This is a genomic window from Aromatoleum toluolicum, from assembly GCF_012911005.2.
GTDB lineage: Bacteria > Pseudomonadota > Gammaproteobacteria > Burkholderiales > Rhodocyclaceae > Aromatoleum > Aromatoleum toluolicum.
The window spans coordinates 184,119-197,894 of sequence record NZ_WTVS01000002.1 but is presented as its reverse complement, the minus strand read 5'-3'; the positions used below and the strand labels follow the sequence as shown (position 1 = coordinate 197,894).

The 13,776-nt window shown below is 59.5% G+C and carries 12 protein-coding genes; 8 read left to right on the top strand and 4 right to left on the bottom strand.

From position 1 onward, the window contains the following. From GPA27_RS02075 to GPA27_RS02060, 4 genes are all read left to right on the top strand, one after another. Window positions 1–1,901, top strand: a 1,901-nt coding sequence (locus GPA27_RS02075; RefSeq protein ID WP_211164779.1) for a helicase-related protein, incomplete at its 5' end; no start/stop codon positions are given. 52 nt (window positions 1,902–1,953) lie between these two features. After that, window positions 1,954–2,445 (top strand): hypothetical protein, encoded by a 492-nt coding sequence (locus GPA27_RS02070; RefSeq protein WP_211164778.1) that lies wholly within the window; start codon window positions 1,954–1,956, stop codon window positions 2,443–2,445. Next, on the top strand, window positions 2,445–3,641 hold the full coding sequence (locus GPA27_RS02065) for an HNH endonuclease (RefSeq protein ID WP_211164777.1): 1,197 nt from the start codon (window positions 2,445–2,447) through the stop codon (window positions 3,639–3,641). The genes GPA27_RS02070 and GPA27_RS02065 overlap by 1 nt, the downstream gene beginning before the upstream one ends. A 107-nt stretch (window positions 3,642–3,748) precedes the next feature. After that, window positions 3,749–4,807, top strand: coding sequence for a hypothetical protein (locus tag GPA27_RS02060; protein ID WP_169137309.1), 1,059 nt, complete (start codon window positions 3,749–3,751; stop codon window positions 4,805–4,807). Window positions 4,808–5,197: 390 nt separating this feature from the next. Here GPA27_RS02060 and GPA27_RS02055 read toward each other — a convergent pair whose 3' ends face one another. The 4 genes from GPA27_RS02055 to GPA27_RS02040 form a co-directional block, all read right to left on the bottom strand. Further along, window positions 5,198–5,878 (bottom strand): DUF6988 family protein, encoded by a 681-nt coding sequence (locus tag GPA27_RS02055; RefSeq protein ID WP_169137307.1) that lies wholly within the window; start codon window positions 5,876–5,878, stop codon window positions 5,198–5,200. A 232-nt stretch (window positions 5,879–6,110) separates the two neighbouring features. Further along, window positions 6,111–6,674, bottom strand: a complete 564-nt coding sequence (locus GPA27_RS02050; RefSeq protein WP_246260904.1) for a thermonuclease family protein — start codon at window positions 6,672–6,674, stop codon at window positions 6,111–6,113. 48 nt (window positions 6,675–6,722) lie between these two features. Continuing rightward, window positions 6,723–7,253 carry a hypothetical protein gene (locus GPA27_RS02045; protein ID WP_169137305.1) on the bottom strand — a complete coding sequence of 177 codons (531 nt, stop codon included), beginning with the start codon at window positions 7,251–7,253 and terminating at the stop codon, window positions 6,723–6,725. Between the two features lie 322 nt (window positions 7,254–7,575). Continuing rightward, a complete protein-coding gene (locus tag GPA27_RS02040) occupies window positions 7,576–8,895 on the bottom strand; it encodes a DNA primase family protein (protein ID WP_169137303.1) in 1,320 nt (439 codons plus the stop codon). Between the two features lie 1,687 nt (window positions 8,896–10,582). Here GPA27_RS02040 and GPA27_RS02035 point away from each other — a divergent pair. The 4 genes from GPA27_RS02035 (at window position 10,583) to GPA27_RS02020 (ending at window position 13,706) form a co-directional block, all read left to right on the top strand. Continuing rightward, window positions 10,583–11,065: a LexA family protein gene (locus tag GPA27_RS02035; protein ID WP_246260903.1), complete on the top strand. Its 483-nt coding sequence runs from the start codon at window positions 10,583–10,585 to the stop codon at window positions 11,063–11,065. Window positions 11,066–11,100: 35 nt separating this feature from the next. Continuing rightward, window positions 11,101–12,393 carry a translesion error-prone DNA polymerase V subunit UmuC gene (gene umuC / locus GPA27_RS02030; RefSeq protein WP_169137301.1) on the top strand — a complete coding sequence of 431 codons (1,293 nt, stop codon included), beginning with the start codon at window positions 11,101–11,103 and terminating at the stop codon, window positions 12,391–12,393. 109 nt (window positions 12,394–12,502) lie between these two features. Beyond that, on the top strand, window positions 12,503–13,183 hold the full coding sequence (locus GPA27_RS02025; protein WP_169137290.1) for an SOS response-associated peptidase: 681 nt from the start codon (window positions 12,503–12,505) through the stop codon (window positions 13,181–13,183). A 49-nt stretch (window positions 13,184–13,232) separates the two neighbouring features. Next, on the top strand, window positions 13,233–13,706 hold the full coding sequence (locus GPA27_RS02020; protein WP_169137288.1) for a hypothetical protein: 474 nt from the start codon (window positions 13,233–13,235) through the stop codon (window positions 13,704–13,706). Window positions 13,707–13,776 lie beyond the last annotated feature (70 nt).

The following is a 13,776-nucleotide window of genomic DNA, read 5'->3' as shown; positions in this document are numbered from 1 at the left end:
TGCCGCACCGCCGCCTCGCGGAACTGAGTCGTATAGACCCGCTTCGGTATCCTCGCTTTCATTTCACGTTCCTCCATGAAGCCTTAGAACTTCACTTCATGGCGTCCGTTTTATGGGGGCAAGCTCAGTTGTGGTTCTTTGAGTCAGACAGCTATGCGCGCCCGGACTACTTCGTACCGAGGAGTATCGAGGCTCAAGAACTGGAACTGCGAGGGAGGGAGCGGAAGGTCCGACTATTTCCGCAGAAGGGCGACGATGCATGGAGAGACGTTTCGCTTTACCTTGGAATTCGCTTGGCCCCGAGTGGCGCCGTGGCCGTGTTCTGCGGCAGGAAGGACACCGCAAGTGGCTTGGCAGAACGCGCGGTTGAGGTGTACGAGCGGGGATTCAAGCTGCCATCCCCTGCCGCAGCGTCTGACGCCAACGAAATTCAACGCTTGACTCATCTGGCGACGCAGCACTTTGGCGCGGACTCCATGGTGACGAAGGCAGCGGCGCTCGGCGCTTTTGTCCACCACGGAACGACGCCACAAGGATTGCGGCTGTCCATTGAGCATGCAATGCAAAGCGAGCTCATCAAGCTAGTGATTTGCACCTCGACCTTAGCTCAGGGCGTCAACCTGCCCATTCGGTACCTCATCGTTTCAGGGGTAAATCAAGGCGCTGAACGCATCAAGACGCGGGACTTCCAGAATTTGATTGGCCGCGCCGGTCGCGCTGGCATGCACACCGAGGGACTTGTCCTTTTTGCTGACCCTAGGGTCATTGACAACAATCGAACAGAGCGGTGGCGCCTGCAGGCGGCGGTTGGGCTATTGAATCCGGAGAATTCCGAGGAGACTTCGAGCTCTCTCCTCGAATTGCTGACGCCCATTTCGTCACCTGATGGCAGGAACACCCTGCCAGTCCCGACAGCTGACGTACTGCAGGCCTACTTCAAGCGAGGCTACGAGTTGCAGGCTTGGGCCACCGAGATGGGCGACGCCTACCAGCGACTTGGATTCGACCAACGGTCGCTGACGAAGGAGATTTCGAGTAGGCAAGAGCTGTTGTCCGCCCTCGAAAGCTATTTGATGGCCAACCGTGGCGTCGATAACTTCGAGAACATGTTGCCCAGAGTACGCGACTTGGCGGCCGCGACGCTGGCCTATTCCCTCGCGGACGAGGCCACGAAGGCTTCACTTGTGCAGCTCTTTGAATTGTCTGCCACGAACATCGAGCAGTTGGTCCCCGAACCCGCTCGACAGGCGGCGTACGCAAAGACGCTGCTGGGTGCATTCGATTCGACAATGGTCGAAGCCTGGGTTCAGGAACGAGCAGATGCGCTGCGGGCTCTCGCGACACCCGATGACTGGTTGCAAGCGGTGTGGCCGCTTTTCATCGCTGTGGTCGACGACAAGTTGCTGACAGGCATGCAACCTCCCGGCATCTCGACGCAGCTCGCACAGGGATGGATGCGAGGGAACTCATATCGACAGCTGATTGATTTGGCCAGGGAAGCTGAAGCGTCCAAGCCCTGGGGAGAGGATGGCCGACGTAAGCTTACCGAGGCTGACGTACTTCAGTTCTTGGAGGGATGTCTCGGGTTTGATTGCCCGCTAGTTGCTGCAGCCGTTGGTCAGTTCCTGTTCGGGGCGGCTGGGCTCAATGACGAGGAGGCCGGCGCGCTGAACGAGTTTCAGAAGTCTCTAGCGTACGGACTGCCGAGCAAACTTGCTGTCTCAACGTATGAGTCCGGTATTGCTGACCGACACATCGCGCAGGACGTCGCATTTCATATTTGGCTGGCGGGATACGAAGGGTTCAATTTCCGCGGCGCTCTGCCCGAGTACCGGGAGGTGGTTGCTAGCGCACTGGCTGCCTACCCGTCTTACTTCGGCTCGGTGTTCGATAGTCTTTGATTCGTAGGGCTGGCTACCGCCCGCTTTGGGAGTTCCGGGGAGGAAATTCAGGATGGCCGACACGCTGCTCAAAGTTCCATTGGCGCTGGCAACCTCGGCTGCGCGGGGGGCCAGCCTGTTCGCCTACTACGTCGCACTGGTGTTGTTTGAGGCAAAGGTACCGTTCTCCAAAGGCAAGGTCGCCGACCTGCTCGACCCGCCGGCCATCGGTAACAAGAAGCCGCTCGAGTGCCACCACCATTTTCCGAAGCGCTACCTACACAAGATTGGCGTCAAGGAACTGCGGGATACTAACCAGATTGCCAACTATGCGCTGGTGGAGCGGGACGACAATATTGCCATATCCGATATCCCGCCCAAGGAGTATCGGTCCAAGTACGCTGCGCGGTTCACCCCGGATGAGCTCAAGGATATGACGCACTGGCACGCCTTGCCTGAGGGGTGGCAGGAGATGGACTACCTGAGCTTCCTGGTGTCCCGGCGGCCGATGATTGCGCAGGTCATCGAGCAGGGCTATGAGAAGTTGGTTAGGGCGGAGGCTTGATGGCGGCCATCCTCGGATTTCCCGCCCAGGAGACGTTGAATGTCATCAACGGTTCGCTGGCTGATGAACTGGACATCCATCGATTCGATGTACGCAGTCGAAGCAAGGCACAGCTCTTTGCCGTAGGCGGGCCACTTGGCAAGCAGTTTGCACTTGTCCTGGGCGACTACGACGTGTCTTTGGGTGAGCACCTTGCCAAGCAGACCCGCCTGCTGTTCGAACGCTGCGAGCTGCCGGGTATGGCCGGCATCGAGATGTGCGCGCAGCCCTACCAGGGCTCCCGAATCAAGCAACAGCAGGACTCCAAGCTTACTGCGCCCAATCAGGTATCCTGCCTCGTTGCGGATGAGACAGCGCTGAGGGCGATTCTTCGCTGGTACGCGGGCGTTCCGAAAGAAGCCAATGCAGGGCCGTCCCTTGAGCAGACGCGTGTTGCAAAGGTGGCGGCAGACGCAGGGTTCGACCTGACGCCTAACCAGCAGGGGTGCTGGGTCGTTTTCAGCTCGACGGCCTTTCCCGCATGGGTTGGCGTTGTCGTGCAGGAATCAGGAGCCTACCGACTTGGCCTGTCTGACGGCGTGATAGGGCAGCGACTTGGCGTTGAATTTGGTTTGGTGTTGTCTTCCGAATCGGGTCCCTGGGCGACGCGGTTCGATGGAATCGAGGGCTACCCTCGCTTGCATGGAATCCTGCTGCGGGTGGCAGCCATCTCTCGAGTCTTGCATCAGGAGGGGCTGCGGGAGTTCGTTGCTACGACTCGGAATTCCCCGAGCAGCACGGAAGCTGTCCGTGAGGTGGTTCAGCGTATCGGCCAAGACATCTTCCGGCGAACGCTCATTGAGTTCTGGGGTGGCCGGTGTGCAGTGACTGGTTTGGATGTGGTCGAGTTGCTACGAGCGTCGCACATCAAGCCTTGGGCTGATTGCGAGAGTGACGCGGAGCGGTTGGATGTGTTCAACGGCCTGTTGCTTGCCCCGCACTTGGATGCCCTGTTCGATAAGGGATGGGTGACGTTTTCCGATGCGGGGCAACTTCTGCGTTCCTCACAACTGAGCGACCGCCAATGGGCATTACTCGGCATTGAAGGGACGGGGGTTCGAGCGGGTTCCCTTGCTGATGGTCACCGTGATTACTTGGGGTGGCACCGGTCCAAAGTGTTCCGGGGGGACGCAGTACCGGGTACGGGGGCGCGGTGACGCACCGGCTCTTTTCGAATCCATTCAGTGGGCGGCCCGCTCCAATAGAGCTCACAAGCTGTTTTCTGCTGTCTCCGGCGGTTTTTCTGAAGCTCTTGGGTATCCCCATGAGCAGCGTCTGGAAGGAGCTGGGCGCGGAGTCAATCATCAAGAGTTTCGAGTATCACCGCAGGCGCAGGCAGTCCCCGCCAAAGCGCCTTTGTAATGAGCTGCTTGCGGTGATGCTGCCTTATGTCGGGATGAGTGAGGTGTTTCAGCGGGCCCTAGATGCAGCCGAGTTCGGTGACGAGACAGAACTGAATCGGCTTGCCGCCCGCGGCACTTGGGCAAGCTTCCTCGATGGCTACTGCATGGGTAAGCCGATTGAAGAATACTCGTATGCCAATCGGTATATCCTGGCAATTGAGGCTGCCTTGATGGAACCGGTCCGCTGGATTGAGCGGGGCGACTTTGCTGAGGCGGCGCGGACCTTGGTGCGTGCCGACCTGACTAGGCCGTTGATTTCCGCTGAGATGTCGTTTGCGCTGGCGGCCGTGACCTCAAAACAACGTTTCGGGTGTGTTCAGTGGGCCATCACGCTTGAGACGGCACTTTCGCATCTGGCTGCATGGAGCGCGAGTTCGGATGGGGATGTCATCCACGAGTCGGTGCGCGACATCACGCCCTTCCTCGAAGATGAAGCTGGGCGTCCCCGTGCCCCCGGCCCTCAGTTTTACCGGCTCCTGATACGTGCAACGAAGAAAAGGTCCATGGGGGCGCTGGTGAAATACCTATCGGAATGCGAGGGCCTTCGTGTCGGCATTGATGTCCAAACATTGAAGCGCTGGAGTACCGGCAAGACGCTACCCGACCAGGGGCTCGTCAAACTCATCGTCAAGAAATGCTGCCCTGAACAAGAAGAGCGCATCCTGAACATGCACTGGGTGATGCGTTACCTCACTTTGCTCGCACATGTTTCCGAGACCCTCCTCGTCGGGATAACAACGCATAGTTCCGTACCCGGTGCCCAGGAGGTCTTCGCGCCGTGGCCGGTGTTTCCATTTGGCTGCGACGGCTTCCTGGCCTGGTGTCAGATGCGCTACCCCTTCTGGTATCAATACCATCAGGGGCGGGTCGCGGCGGAGGCCGATATACCTACTGCGGCCTGCCGAACGTTGGCTACTTAGCCGGCGTGATTACTTGCCGCCCTTGGCGGGGGCATTGCCACGCCCGCCTCCGGACGGCCTGCCGGTTGTGGCAGGCCAGTTCCCACCCGGAAATCCCGTCGAAGGGCGCCCCCGGCCAGCCCCGAGATTGCTGCCAGAAGTGTTGCCCGTGCGACCGGAGGGGGTGCTGTTACCGCTGCTCTTGCTCATGATGAACTCCTTGGTTGTCGTGCCGGAAGTGGCGACGCGGAGTTTGTTCTCAATCCCAGAGGGTGTCGGCGACATGGTTTGGAAAATGTGAAGGTATGGGCGTACGAGATTCATCGTTGACCAGGCGTACATCATCTCCTCGCTCGGTAGGGTTTGCGCGAAGCTTTGGCCAATTCCAGATTGTGGGCACCGAGCGATGGCTTATCGAGACGTGTCAGCAGTTGGTGGCCTGGGGATGATAGGTAGGCAGTCGGCGAACTCGACGTGTAACCGCCGCACAGGCTCCATCGCCGACGGAACACCCGTCAGAATCGTCAGTAGCTGGGCACTCAGAGCCAGCATCGCATTTGAATTACGTTGAACGTCAAAGACCAACTGGGCCGGGAAGCCTGAGGTCACCCGCGACAAGGGATGCAGCCCGCCATGGTTATAGCTGCTGAGCGCCCTCCAGGTCACCTCGCTGTATTCTTCGAGCTGTTGTACGACAGGTTGCGGCGCTTCTGGGCTCTGCCGAAGTTCCTCGAACATTACTGCGGGCATTGGTATCTTGTTGCTGCGTCTGGCGCTGTCTTCGGTGAGTGGTTCGCTGAGTTTACCCACCCAGCTATCCTTTGCTGCGTACATTAGCCAGACGCCCCGCAGATGCGCTTCGAACTGAGGCCGCATCAGTGCGCACGACGAGGTGTGAAAACCCTGAAGGTTGAGAAGCAGCGCACTGGTCGCGTGCTCGACGGCAAGCAGACCGGACTGGAAGGCGACTACAAACCGCTGGTCCTCGTACGGGACCAACTCTTCCAGATGGGCCATCACCGCAGAGTGAAAATTGGTTGTGCGGCCCAGGAAATGGTCCAGTTCCTGGGCGGTTACGAGTTTGCGCTGCATGTCATTCGTGTTGTGATGTGACGGGTGACATCGTAGCGGATTAGGACTCCCGCAAGTATTCGGCAAAGATTCCGGAATTGCTCCGGAAGAGTGGGTCGCCTCGTGGTCTCCCTGGGAAGTTCGTGCTTCCCATCTGCGCCAAAATGACTTAACGCATGTTCAGAATGGACAGGGGGGCGAGAGAACACTGGAACACCGGAACAGCGGGTGCCGCCCGTTTCGATTGCCCCCGTTACTCGCCGCGCCGCTGGCGTCGGTACTCCCAGGGCGGAACTGCTTCAGATTCTCGCCACAACCCGAGGTGGGATTGCCGCGCTGCAACTTCCCCCGTGGCGTAGGTCTCGCGGTCGGAAGCGTCCTGTTCGCGCTCGTATTGTTTGTAGTGCCATGCCAAGCCGGCGCGAATCTGCTCCAGGTTCGCATCGGTGTCGTTCACAACCACTTTACCGACGGTGCGGCCGTAGCGGTCCGTCTTGTAAGCGACGACCGTGACGTCCTTGTCGAATACGAGGCGCGCCAGGTGTTGTCGTGACACATTCCCATACGGTTGGGATTTCTCAGGCGCGTCGATGCCAGACAGGCGAACCTTGTGCTGACGATTTGCGGCGTCGAGCACTGTGACGGTGTCGCCATCGGCGATGCCGACTACAGTGCCAGTGAAGGTGCCAGCGGCCGCGGTCGTGAACGATACGAGGAGGGACCAAAGAAGCGCAATGGTGATACGAACCGTTTGCATCTCGACCGAGCGCCCTGTGATGAATGGGAGGCGCAGTGTATCCGTGTTTGTCACTGTCATGGGCAGGTCCGCCCCGGCTGAGTGATGAAGCCGGGGCGTCGAACTCTGTTACGAGCGGCTACGAGGGCTCTCGCCTCGGCCGAGCGCACCGCCGGCGTAACGAAGCGGTCCTACCGTCCGGTCGCGCCATGCGCATTCCAGCAAGTCGATGAGGGCAACCTGTTGGAGCGGGGTCAGCTGGGCCAACTTGACGCACAGTGTGTAGACCTCAGAGCCTTCGTCAACCATTCCATCCCCTCCGTAGGACGAATAGAGGATGTCCGCCGGGGTGGTCTCGAACTCCCCGGTCCAGACCGGGTGGGGATGGGTATTGAACATCAGACCAAAGTCCTCGTCGGAGAAGACGTCGCGAAGTTCCACGCGAGCGATATCGAGCAAACGGAAGTAGCGGGCCAAGGCCGTGCTGGAAATTTGTGCGTCAGCTACTTGTTCGTCACGGCGTTCAGCGATGCGTTCCTCAATGAGGGCGAGCGCACGCGGATTTTCGTCCTGCCAGCAGGCGAATGGCCATGTTTGGTGGTCCGTCGCGGCTCCATGGAGATTAGTAGCAAAAGTCGACATCAGTTCGGTTTGTTGCATGGTAAGACTCCTTCTTCGGTTGAAAATGGCCCCCGTGGGGGCCGGTCAGTCGTGTAGGTGAAATCCAAGCCCCGGTCGTGCTGACTCCGGGGCGCCCCCGTTGCCATGTGCGTGCTCAGGAGGGGGAGAGTGAGTACGTATAGTCAAAAGTCCCTCCGGTCCGACCAGTTAAATTTGGCCAACCAGGACGAGGATTTTTCGATTGCGCGTGAAGCGGGTGTTCAGCCGGGTGCGATGGCACTTGCGGTTGAGATGTGGTCAATCGTGGTGCGTCGCGGGCAGAGGAGGCCGACAGCCGAGCGCCTGCTCGGTGTACTGCCGGTCAGGCAGCGAGCGCTAGGTGCTCGAAGGGCGCCGTGCACACGTCAGGTTCGACCTCGGGCTGGAGTACGATGCTGCACGCGTTCAGGGTCGCGCCGCCATGGACGCGAACCTTCTTCGCGGTCATATCCGTTCTGCAGCGCTTAAGCTTGAGCCAGAAACCTTGCGGGGCTCTGGGGGCGAAATCGTTCGCCGCGCACCAGTGATGATAGTCTGCATAGACGAGATTCTTCTTTGCAGTGACGGGGCCCGTCACGGACACGACGCGGTCGGCCAGCCAGCCTGTTACGTCGTCGGCGACCATCTTCGCTGTCTTGATTGCGCGATTCATCGCCTCCGGTCGCACCGGGTCAAACCCGTCACGCCGCAACAGTCGTTGCAGTCCTTCAATGGCCCAGTTTAGGACGCCGGACAATTCGGTCTTGATAATCTGCTCGGCCAGTTTCGGGTTGCGTTGCGCGGGCGGAATCGTGACTTGAAAGGGTATGACTTCCCAGCGACGCCAGAAGCCATCCGAGCCGTCATTGACGGCTGGGAAATTGTTCCCGAGCACGAGGAGTTTTCCGCGGACCCGTGTTGTGATGGGGGTCTCGCCCTTGATGTCGATGAACACGGGTTCACCCGCGGTCACCGACTTTAGGCGCCCCTCGTCGAGCTTGGACGGGGGTAGTTCGTCGGCCACGATGAGGCTTGCCCGATGGAGTCCGGATAACGCGAACCGCGATTTGTTGTCGAGTTGGATAGCGGCGACTTCCTGGTGGAGCGCCTGAACGATATTGCTGAGGACGCCTTTGCCATTTGCGCCCGACCCAAGCCACATTCCTGCGCACTGATACCTGTGGTCGCCGAGAAGGGTGTATCCGACGAATTCCTGAACCCGTTTTCGGAGTTCCTCATCGGGAAGGATTTGCTCGAGGAAGCGGGCGAACGTAGGAGCTTCAGCGGCAGATTCGTACGCACACGACAGGGCGTAGGAGCATTGCAACTCTCGGCTAGGCGAAATCGTCGTGAGCTCGCCGCTTTCACTGACTCGAACGTAGGTGCCCTGGCACGGGATGAGCGCGCCAGATTCGGTCGCCTTCTTTGTGGCGCACAGAAGGTCCAGTTTTAGCGTTCCCCAAGCGTTCCGCGCGGTGCTTCGCGAGACGTTATGTGGTGCGTGCTCTTTGAGCCATGCAAGAACCTCAGCTTCGCCGTATTTATCGGTGAGTACAGTCCAGTTGTTCCCGTTCCATCTGTACATGACCTCATCGATGCAGGTGTACTTGCCAAGAGCGTTGAAGTCGTTAAGGAATTCGGACATATCGAAATCAGAAGCCATACTTTTCCCCTTGCAGTTAGTTCGATGACGTGACGACGCATCGGAGCGCGGAAGCGACGTTCCGGTGTTGCTTGTTGGGTAGGTGAAGCTAAGTTTCTTGCGAGTAGGCCGAACGAAATGGGCCTAGGACTGCGACGTGCGTTTTCGGGACAGGGTGGCGTTGCGGAAGCCCAGGCATGGGTACATGCGCTGAGCGTGCAAATGCCATACGCGACGGCGATGCGCAGCACGTCGCAAGTGCCGCAATACCGAACATCGGAACAGCGGAACGAACGAGCCGGTGCCTGTGCAGCGCACAAAGCGTGGAACAAATTCCGAATTTTTAAAGAGCGAACACTAGGGAAAAGTTGAGCCGCGCCAGGACGGCGCGACATAAGGCTCTGCCAGCTGGCAGGCCATCAACTCTCGGCTAGTGCCGATTGCAGGTGGTTAACAAGGCCTTTCCGAACAACGAAAAGGCGCCACAGATCAAGATACTTTTGCAATCGACACCCGAGCCTTGCGGCTTTTTCGAGAGCGATAATCGCACTAGGCGAACGTCCTGCTCTTTGCATGACGTTTTTTTAGCCTATCCGATTTTTCTGGATATGTCAATAGGTCGGTCTGGCCGTTCAGTCGGGCAGCCGCGAGCTGGGTCAAGCGACCTCACCGGCCCAAACAGACTTGAGGACGGCTCACCAACAAGACATTTTTCGCCTGCTCTCGCCATTTACGAATCTCTCGGTCACTGGCTAGAGGGTTTAGTAGGCCTTGAGTAGCTATGTAATTGTCTGATGCGACTGGGATTGCGATAACTGTGTCTTCATTGCCGATAAGCTTGTTCCTCCTTATCGCGCCGCATATGTCGCCGTGTGAAAAGTGCGACTCCGTAACCAGCAGATAGAATCCGCTGGCTAACCGGAGCCACGCACCCTTTGTCCACTCGTCTAAGCGCCCAGTGACTCTGTGGAGTTCTGCCGAAAACTCATTATCAGCATCGTTATCACTCATTCCGTCAATTGGCGGCAAATTCCAGAATTTCCAAGTCTCTTCCCACAAGAGACAAAAAATTTCGCAAATTCTGTCATCTGATTGCGAGCCAGGGGAGAACCATATGGCATGCTCAATTAGTGTGCTTGTAGTCATCGCGTACAGTTAAGCTTTCTCCAGAATTGAAATCTATCTTACATGACTTGGAGTAGGGATACGTTTAATGGCCGCTTCTGGCCGGCTGACGACCCCGAGGCGCTAGCCTATACCCCGCTCTCCGTGAGGCCGCCGCCGACATGTCACTACTAGAGACATCGCCGAAGTCGCGCGACACGGACCGGGTACGCCCCGTCCGGCTGAATACCGTCGAACAAGTCGCCCCGCGTCCTGAGTAGCCGATGGCCGAACCAAGAGCTATCATGTGTACAAATGTACAGTATTCAGCGTTCCGTCGGACCACCCGGATGCCGCATGGACCTACACAGCGTTACCGGAGTCGAACCATGACTGTCGTGCACCACGTCTGTCCCCAATGTCACTGTCCCGTGCCCATCGCCGCCTTCGAACCAGCGCTGGTTTCAACCAACGAATGCTTGGTCTGCCCGCGTTGCGACGGGCTCATCCCGTTGAGGTCGTCACTCTCCGGGCAACCCGACTCAGCGGCCTCCACAGCACGTAGCCGTCCGGCCGTGATGACACCCGAGCTTGCTGTCGAACTATGAGCGAATTGCAGCTGGCGCCGCCGCTCGCGCCTATGCCTTGCCACGCAGTGCTCTCCGACCTTTGGGCAGCGAGACTGCCGGTCCTCCCGTGCCTCATCCCCTTGGGTTTGTCGCCGGTTGCAGCAGGCTTCCCTTCGCCGGCGGCAGACTATGAGGACCGGCGCCTCGACGTATCCGAGTACCTCATCCGCAACCCGGTCTCGACATTCTTCTTCCGGGTGTCTGGAGACTCGATGGTTGAGGCGGAAATCTTCGATGGCGACATGCTTGTCGTCGACCGCAGTGTGACGCCGCAGCACGGGCACATCGTCGTTGCCTTCCTGCGTGGCGAGCGCTTGGTCAAGCGACTCGAGAAGCGGGGAGGAGGGCGTGTGGTCCTGTGCTCTGCCAACCAGGCCTATCCGGATTTTGAGGTCAGCGACGCGGATGAGCTCGTCGTTTGGGGCGTCGTGGTCGGGAAGTTCAAGCGTCTGCTGTAGTTCTTCCGCAGGTTTTCCGTATTGCTTCCGTAAAGATGACGGTATTTGCACTCGTCGACGCGAACAACTTCTACGCCTCATGCGAGAAGCTGTTCGACCCACGCCTCGCAGGCAAGCCGGTGGTGGTCCTGTCGAACAACGATGGCTGCGTCGTCGCGCGCTCGGCCGAAGCCAAGGCCTTGGGCGTGCCGATGGGGGCGCCATGGCACCAGTTGCGAGACTTGGCTCGACGTGAAGGAATCGCTGCATTTTCATCCAATTACCCCTTGTACGCCTGTATGAGTAATAGGCTCGTCGAGGTGCTCGGGCAGTTCTGCCCGCGGCTGGAGGTCTACTCCATCGATGAGTCCTTCCTTGACCTGGAGGGGTTCGCGCTTCAAGACCCGGAAGGGCTGACGGGGTACGGTCGGAAGATTCGACGAAGGGTTCGGGACTGGTTGGGGTTGCACGTCTGTGTCGGTATCGGACCCACCAAGACGCTGGCCAAGCTGGCCAACCACTGCGCGAAGAAGGGCCTGGCGGGAGCGGATGGCGTGTGCGATTTCGCTGTAATGACCGATGGCGAACTGACCTCGCTGTACCACCAGATTTCAGCCGGCGAGGTGTGGGGCGTGGGCCGCAAGATTGCCGCGCGCCTGGAAGATATGGGTATCAAGACGGTTCGGGAGCTACACGACGCCGACCCTGACACCATTCGCGCCCGGTTCTCTGTCGTGCTCGAGCGAACGGTGCGGGAGCTTCGCGGAGTCTCCTGCCTGAACTTGGAAGAGATGGCCCCTGCCAAGCAGCAAATCATGAGTAGCCGCTCCTTCGGCCAGTACGTGTACGAGCTTGCTGAACTGCGTGAGGCAGTAGGCAGCTACATGGGCAAGGCAGCCGAAAAACTCCGCGCCCAGCACTCGGTCGCTGGGGCTGTGCAGGTCCACATACGGACGAACCCGTTCAAGCCCAAGGAGCCGCAGTACCAGCGAACGGCGACCGTTCCGTTGCCAAGCCCGACCGCCGACACCCGCGAATTGACCGCGTGGGCGCTTCGCCTGCTCGACGATATGTACAAGCCGGGCTTTGCCTATCAGAAGGCCGGGGTGATGCTCTGCGAGCTCCGACCGCAGAGCGTTGTGCAAGGGTGCCTGTTCTCAGCGCCGGCCGTGGACGAGCAGTCGGAGGCATTGATGCGTGCGCTGGATGCAATCAACGCGAAGTGGGGAAGGGGAACTCTCCGTTCCTCTGCGGAGGGTATAACCAAGACGTGGCAGATGCGTCGCGGAAACCTCTCGCCAGCGTACACGACGTCCTGGGAGGACGTGCCGTGCGTGCGGGCCATTTAGGGGCGGCGATGCTGAAGAAGCCGAGCGCGAGGACGTCCGTTTGCCCGCCACGCGTTTCGCTTGTCGGTGTATGGTTGTATCAAGCATTGATGAGCAGGAGTCCCTGTCGATGTGCGGTCGCTACGCCCTCTACGGCCCCGTTTCGCGCGTCCGAGAACAGTTCGCGGCGGAGCTCGACCAAGAAGTGCTGGACTTCAAGGCGAGATACAATGCCGCGCCCCAGCAGTTGTTGCCGGTCGTTCGACAGCGCCCGACCGGTGAACGCATCGTCCATCTTCTCCGCTGGGGACTCATCCCTTCCTGGTCCAAGGACGCGGACATCGCCTCCAAGCTCATCAACGCACGGAGCGAAACCGTCGGGCAGAAGCCGAGCTTCCGCGCAGCGTACAAGAGCCGACGTTGCCTCGTGCCAGCCTCCGGCTTCTACGAGTGGAAGCCGGCCACGGGCGGCGGCCGCAAGCAGCCGTTCTTCATCCACCCAGCCGATGACACTCTCTTCGCCTTCGCCGGCCTGTGGGAACGGTGGGCTCGGCCTGATGGCGAGGCACTCGACACCTTCACCATCCTCACGACCGACGCCAACGACGTGATGCGTGAGCTTCACGACCGCATGCCGGTAATCGTGCCCCCAGCGGATTACGGTCTGTGGCTCAGCAAGGAAACTCCGCCCGAACTCCTGCATCGCCTCCTTGCTCCCTGCGCCCCCGACCAAATCCGCATGCATGCCGTTTCGCCTCTGGTGGGCAACGTACGCAATGAGGACGCCGACCTGGTGACGCCACTTACCTGATGCCGCGATATCATGCAGACTGGATTTTGCGGTAGGAGCCGGACTGACAATGACGACGCGTGACGAACTGGCACGACATACCAACGAGTTTTTCGTGCGGCACTGGAGTTCGGTTGACGGCCCTGCGCCGTCCTGGGATTTCACTTGGGGCTGGCGCGGTGCGGTGCCGAACTACCTGCTCGGGGGGCTCTACGCCTTGTTCCGTAAGGGCGAGCTGGTGTACATCGGGCTGGGGAGTAGCCGGGGTGGCGGCATCTACGTGGACCGCGGCATCAGCCGCCGCTTGTTGTCGCACGTGATGCGAGTCGCACAAGACGGCGAAAGCTATGTCCCGCGGGAGCGCTGGCGGGACCTTGAAGTCGACTCCATCGGCACCATCGGCTTTCCCATGGCGCTGAATTACTTGGCGCCGGCGCTCGAAGACTATCTGATTGGGCGGCTCAATCCGCCGGAGAACACGGTCAAGCGGAGAGGGGGGGCTGGCCCTGACCCCGCGAACGAGAAAGCAGTATGCGCTCAATGAGCTGCTGGCGCAGTGTGACGAAAAGGCGCCGCCCCCTGTTGATATGAAGGGCTGGGATGAGATGCCAGCC

Excerpts from the sequence above, each read along its gene's own strand:
- umuC (WP_169137301.1), top strand. The coding sequence starts at position 11,101 with ATGACGGTATTTGCACTCGTCGACGCGAACAACTTCTACGCCTCATGC.
- GPA27_RS02060 (WP_169137309.1), top strand. The coding sequence starts at position 3,749 with ATGAGCAGCGTCTGGAAGGAGCTGGGCGCGGAGTCAATCATCAAGAGT.
- GPA27_RS02025 (WP_169137290.1), top strand. The coding sequence starts at position 12,503 with ATGTGCGGTCGCTACGCCCTCTACGGCCCCGTTTCGCGCGTCCGAGAA.
- GPA27_RS02070 (WP_211164778.1), top strand. The coding sequence starts at position 1,954 with ATGGCCGACACGCTGCTCAAAGTTCCATTGGCGCTGGCAACCTCGGCT.
- GPA27_RS02020 (WP_169137288.1), top strand. The coding sequence starts at position 13,233 with ATGACGACGCGTGACGAACTGGCACGACATACCAACGAGTTTTTCGTG.
- GPA27_RS02040 (WP_169137303.1), bottom strand. The coding sequence starts at position 8,895 with ATGGCTTCTGATTTCGATATGTCCGAATTCCTTAACGACTTCAACGCT.
- GPA27_RS02065 (WP_211164777.1), top strand. The coding sequence starts at position 2,445 with ATGGCGGCCATCCTCGGATTTCCCGCCCAGGAGACGTTGAATGTCATC.
- GPA27_RS02045 (WP_169137305.1), bottom strand. The coding sequence starts at position 7,253 with ATGCAACAAACCGAACTGATGTCGACTTTTGCTACTAATCTCCATGGA.
- GPA27_RS02035 (WP_246260903.1), top strand. The coding sequence starts at position 10,583 with ATGAGCGAATTGCAGCTGGCGCCGCCGCTCGCGCCTATGCCTTGCCAC.
- GPA27_RS02055 (WP_169137307.1), bottom strand. The coding sequence starts at position 5,878 with ATGCAGCGCAAACTCGTAACCGCCCAGGAACTGGACCATTTCCTGGGC.
- GPA27_RS02050 (WP_246260904.1), bottom strand. The coding sequence starts at position 6,674 with ATGACAGTGACAAACACGGATACACTGCGCCTCCCATTCATCACAGGG.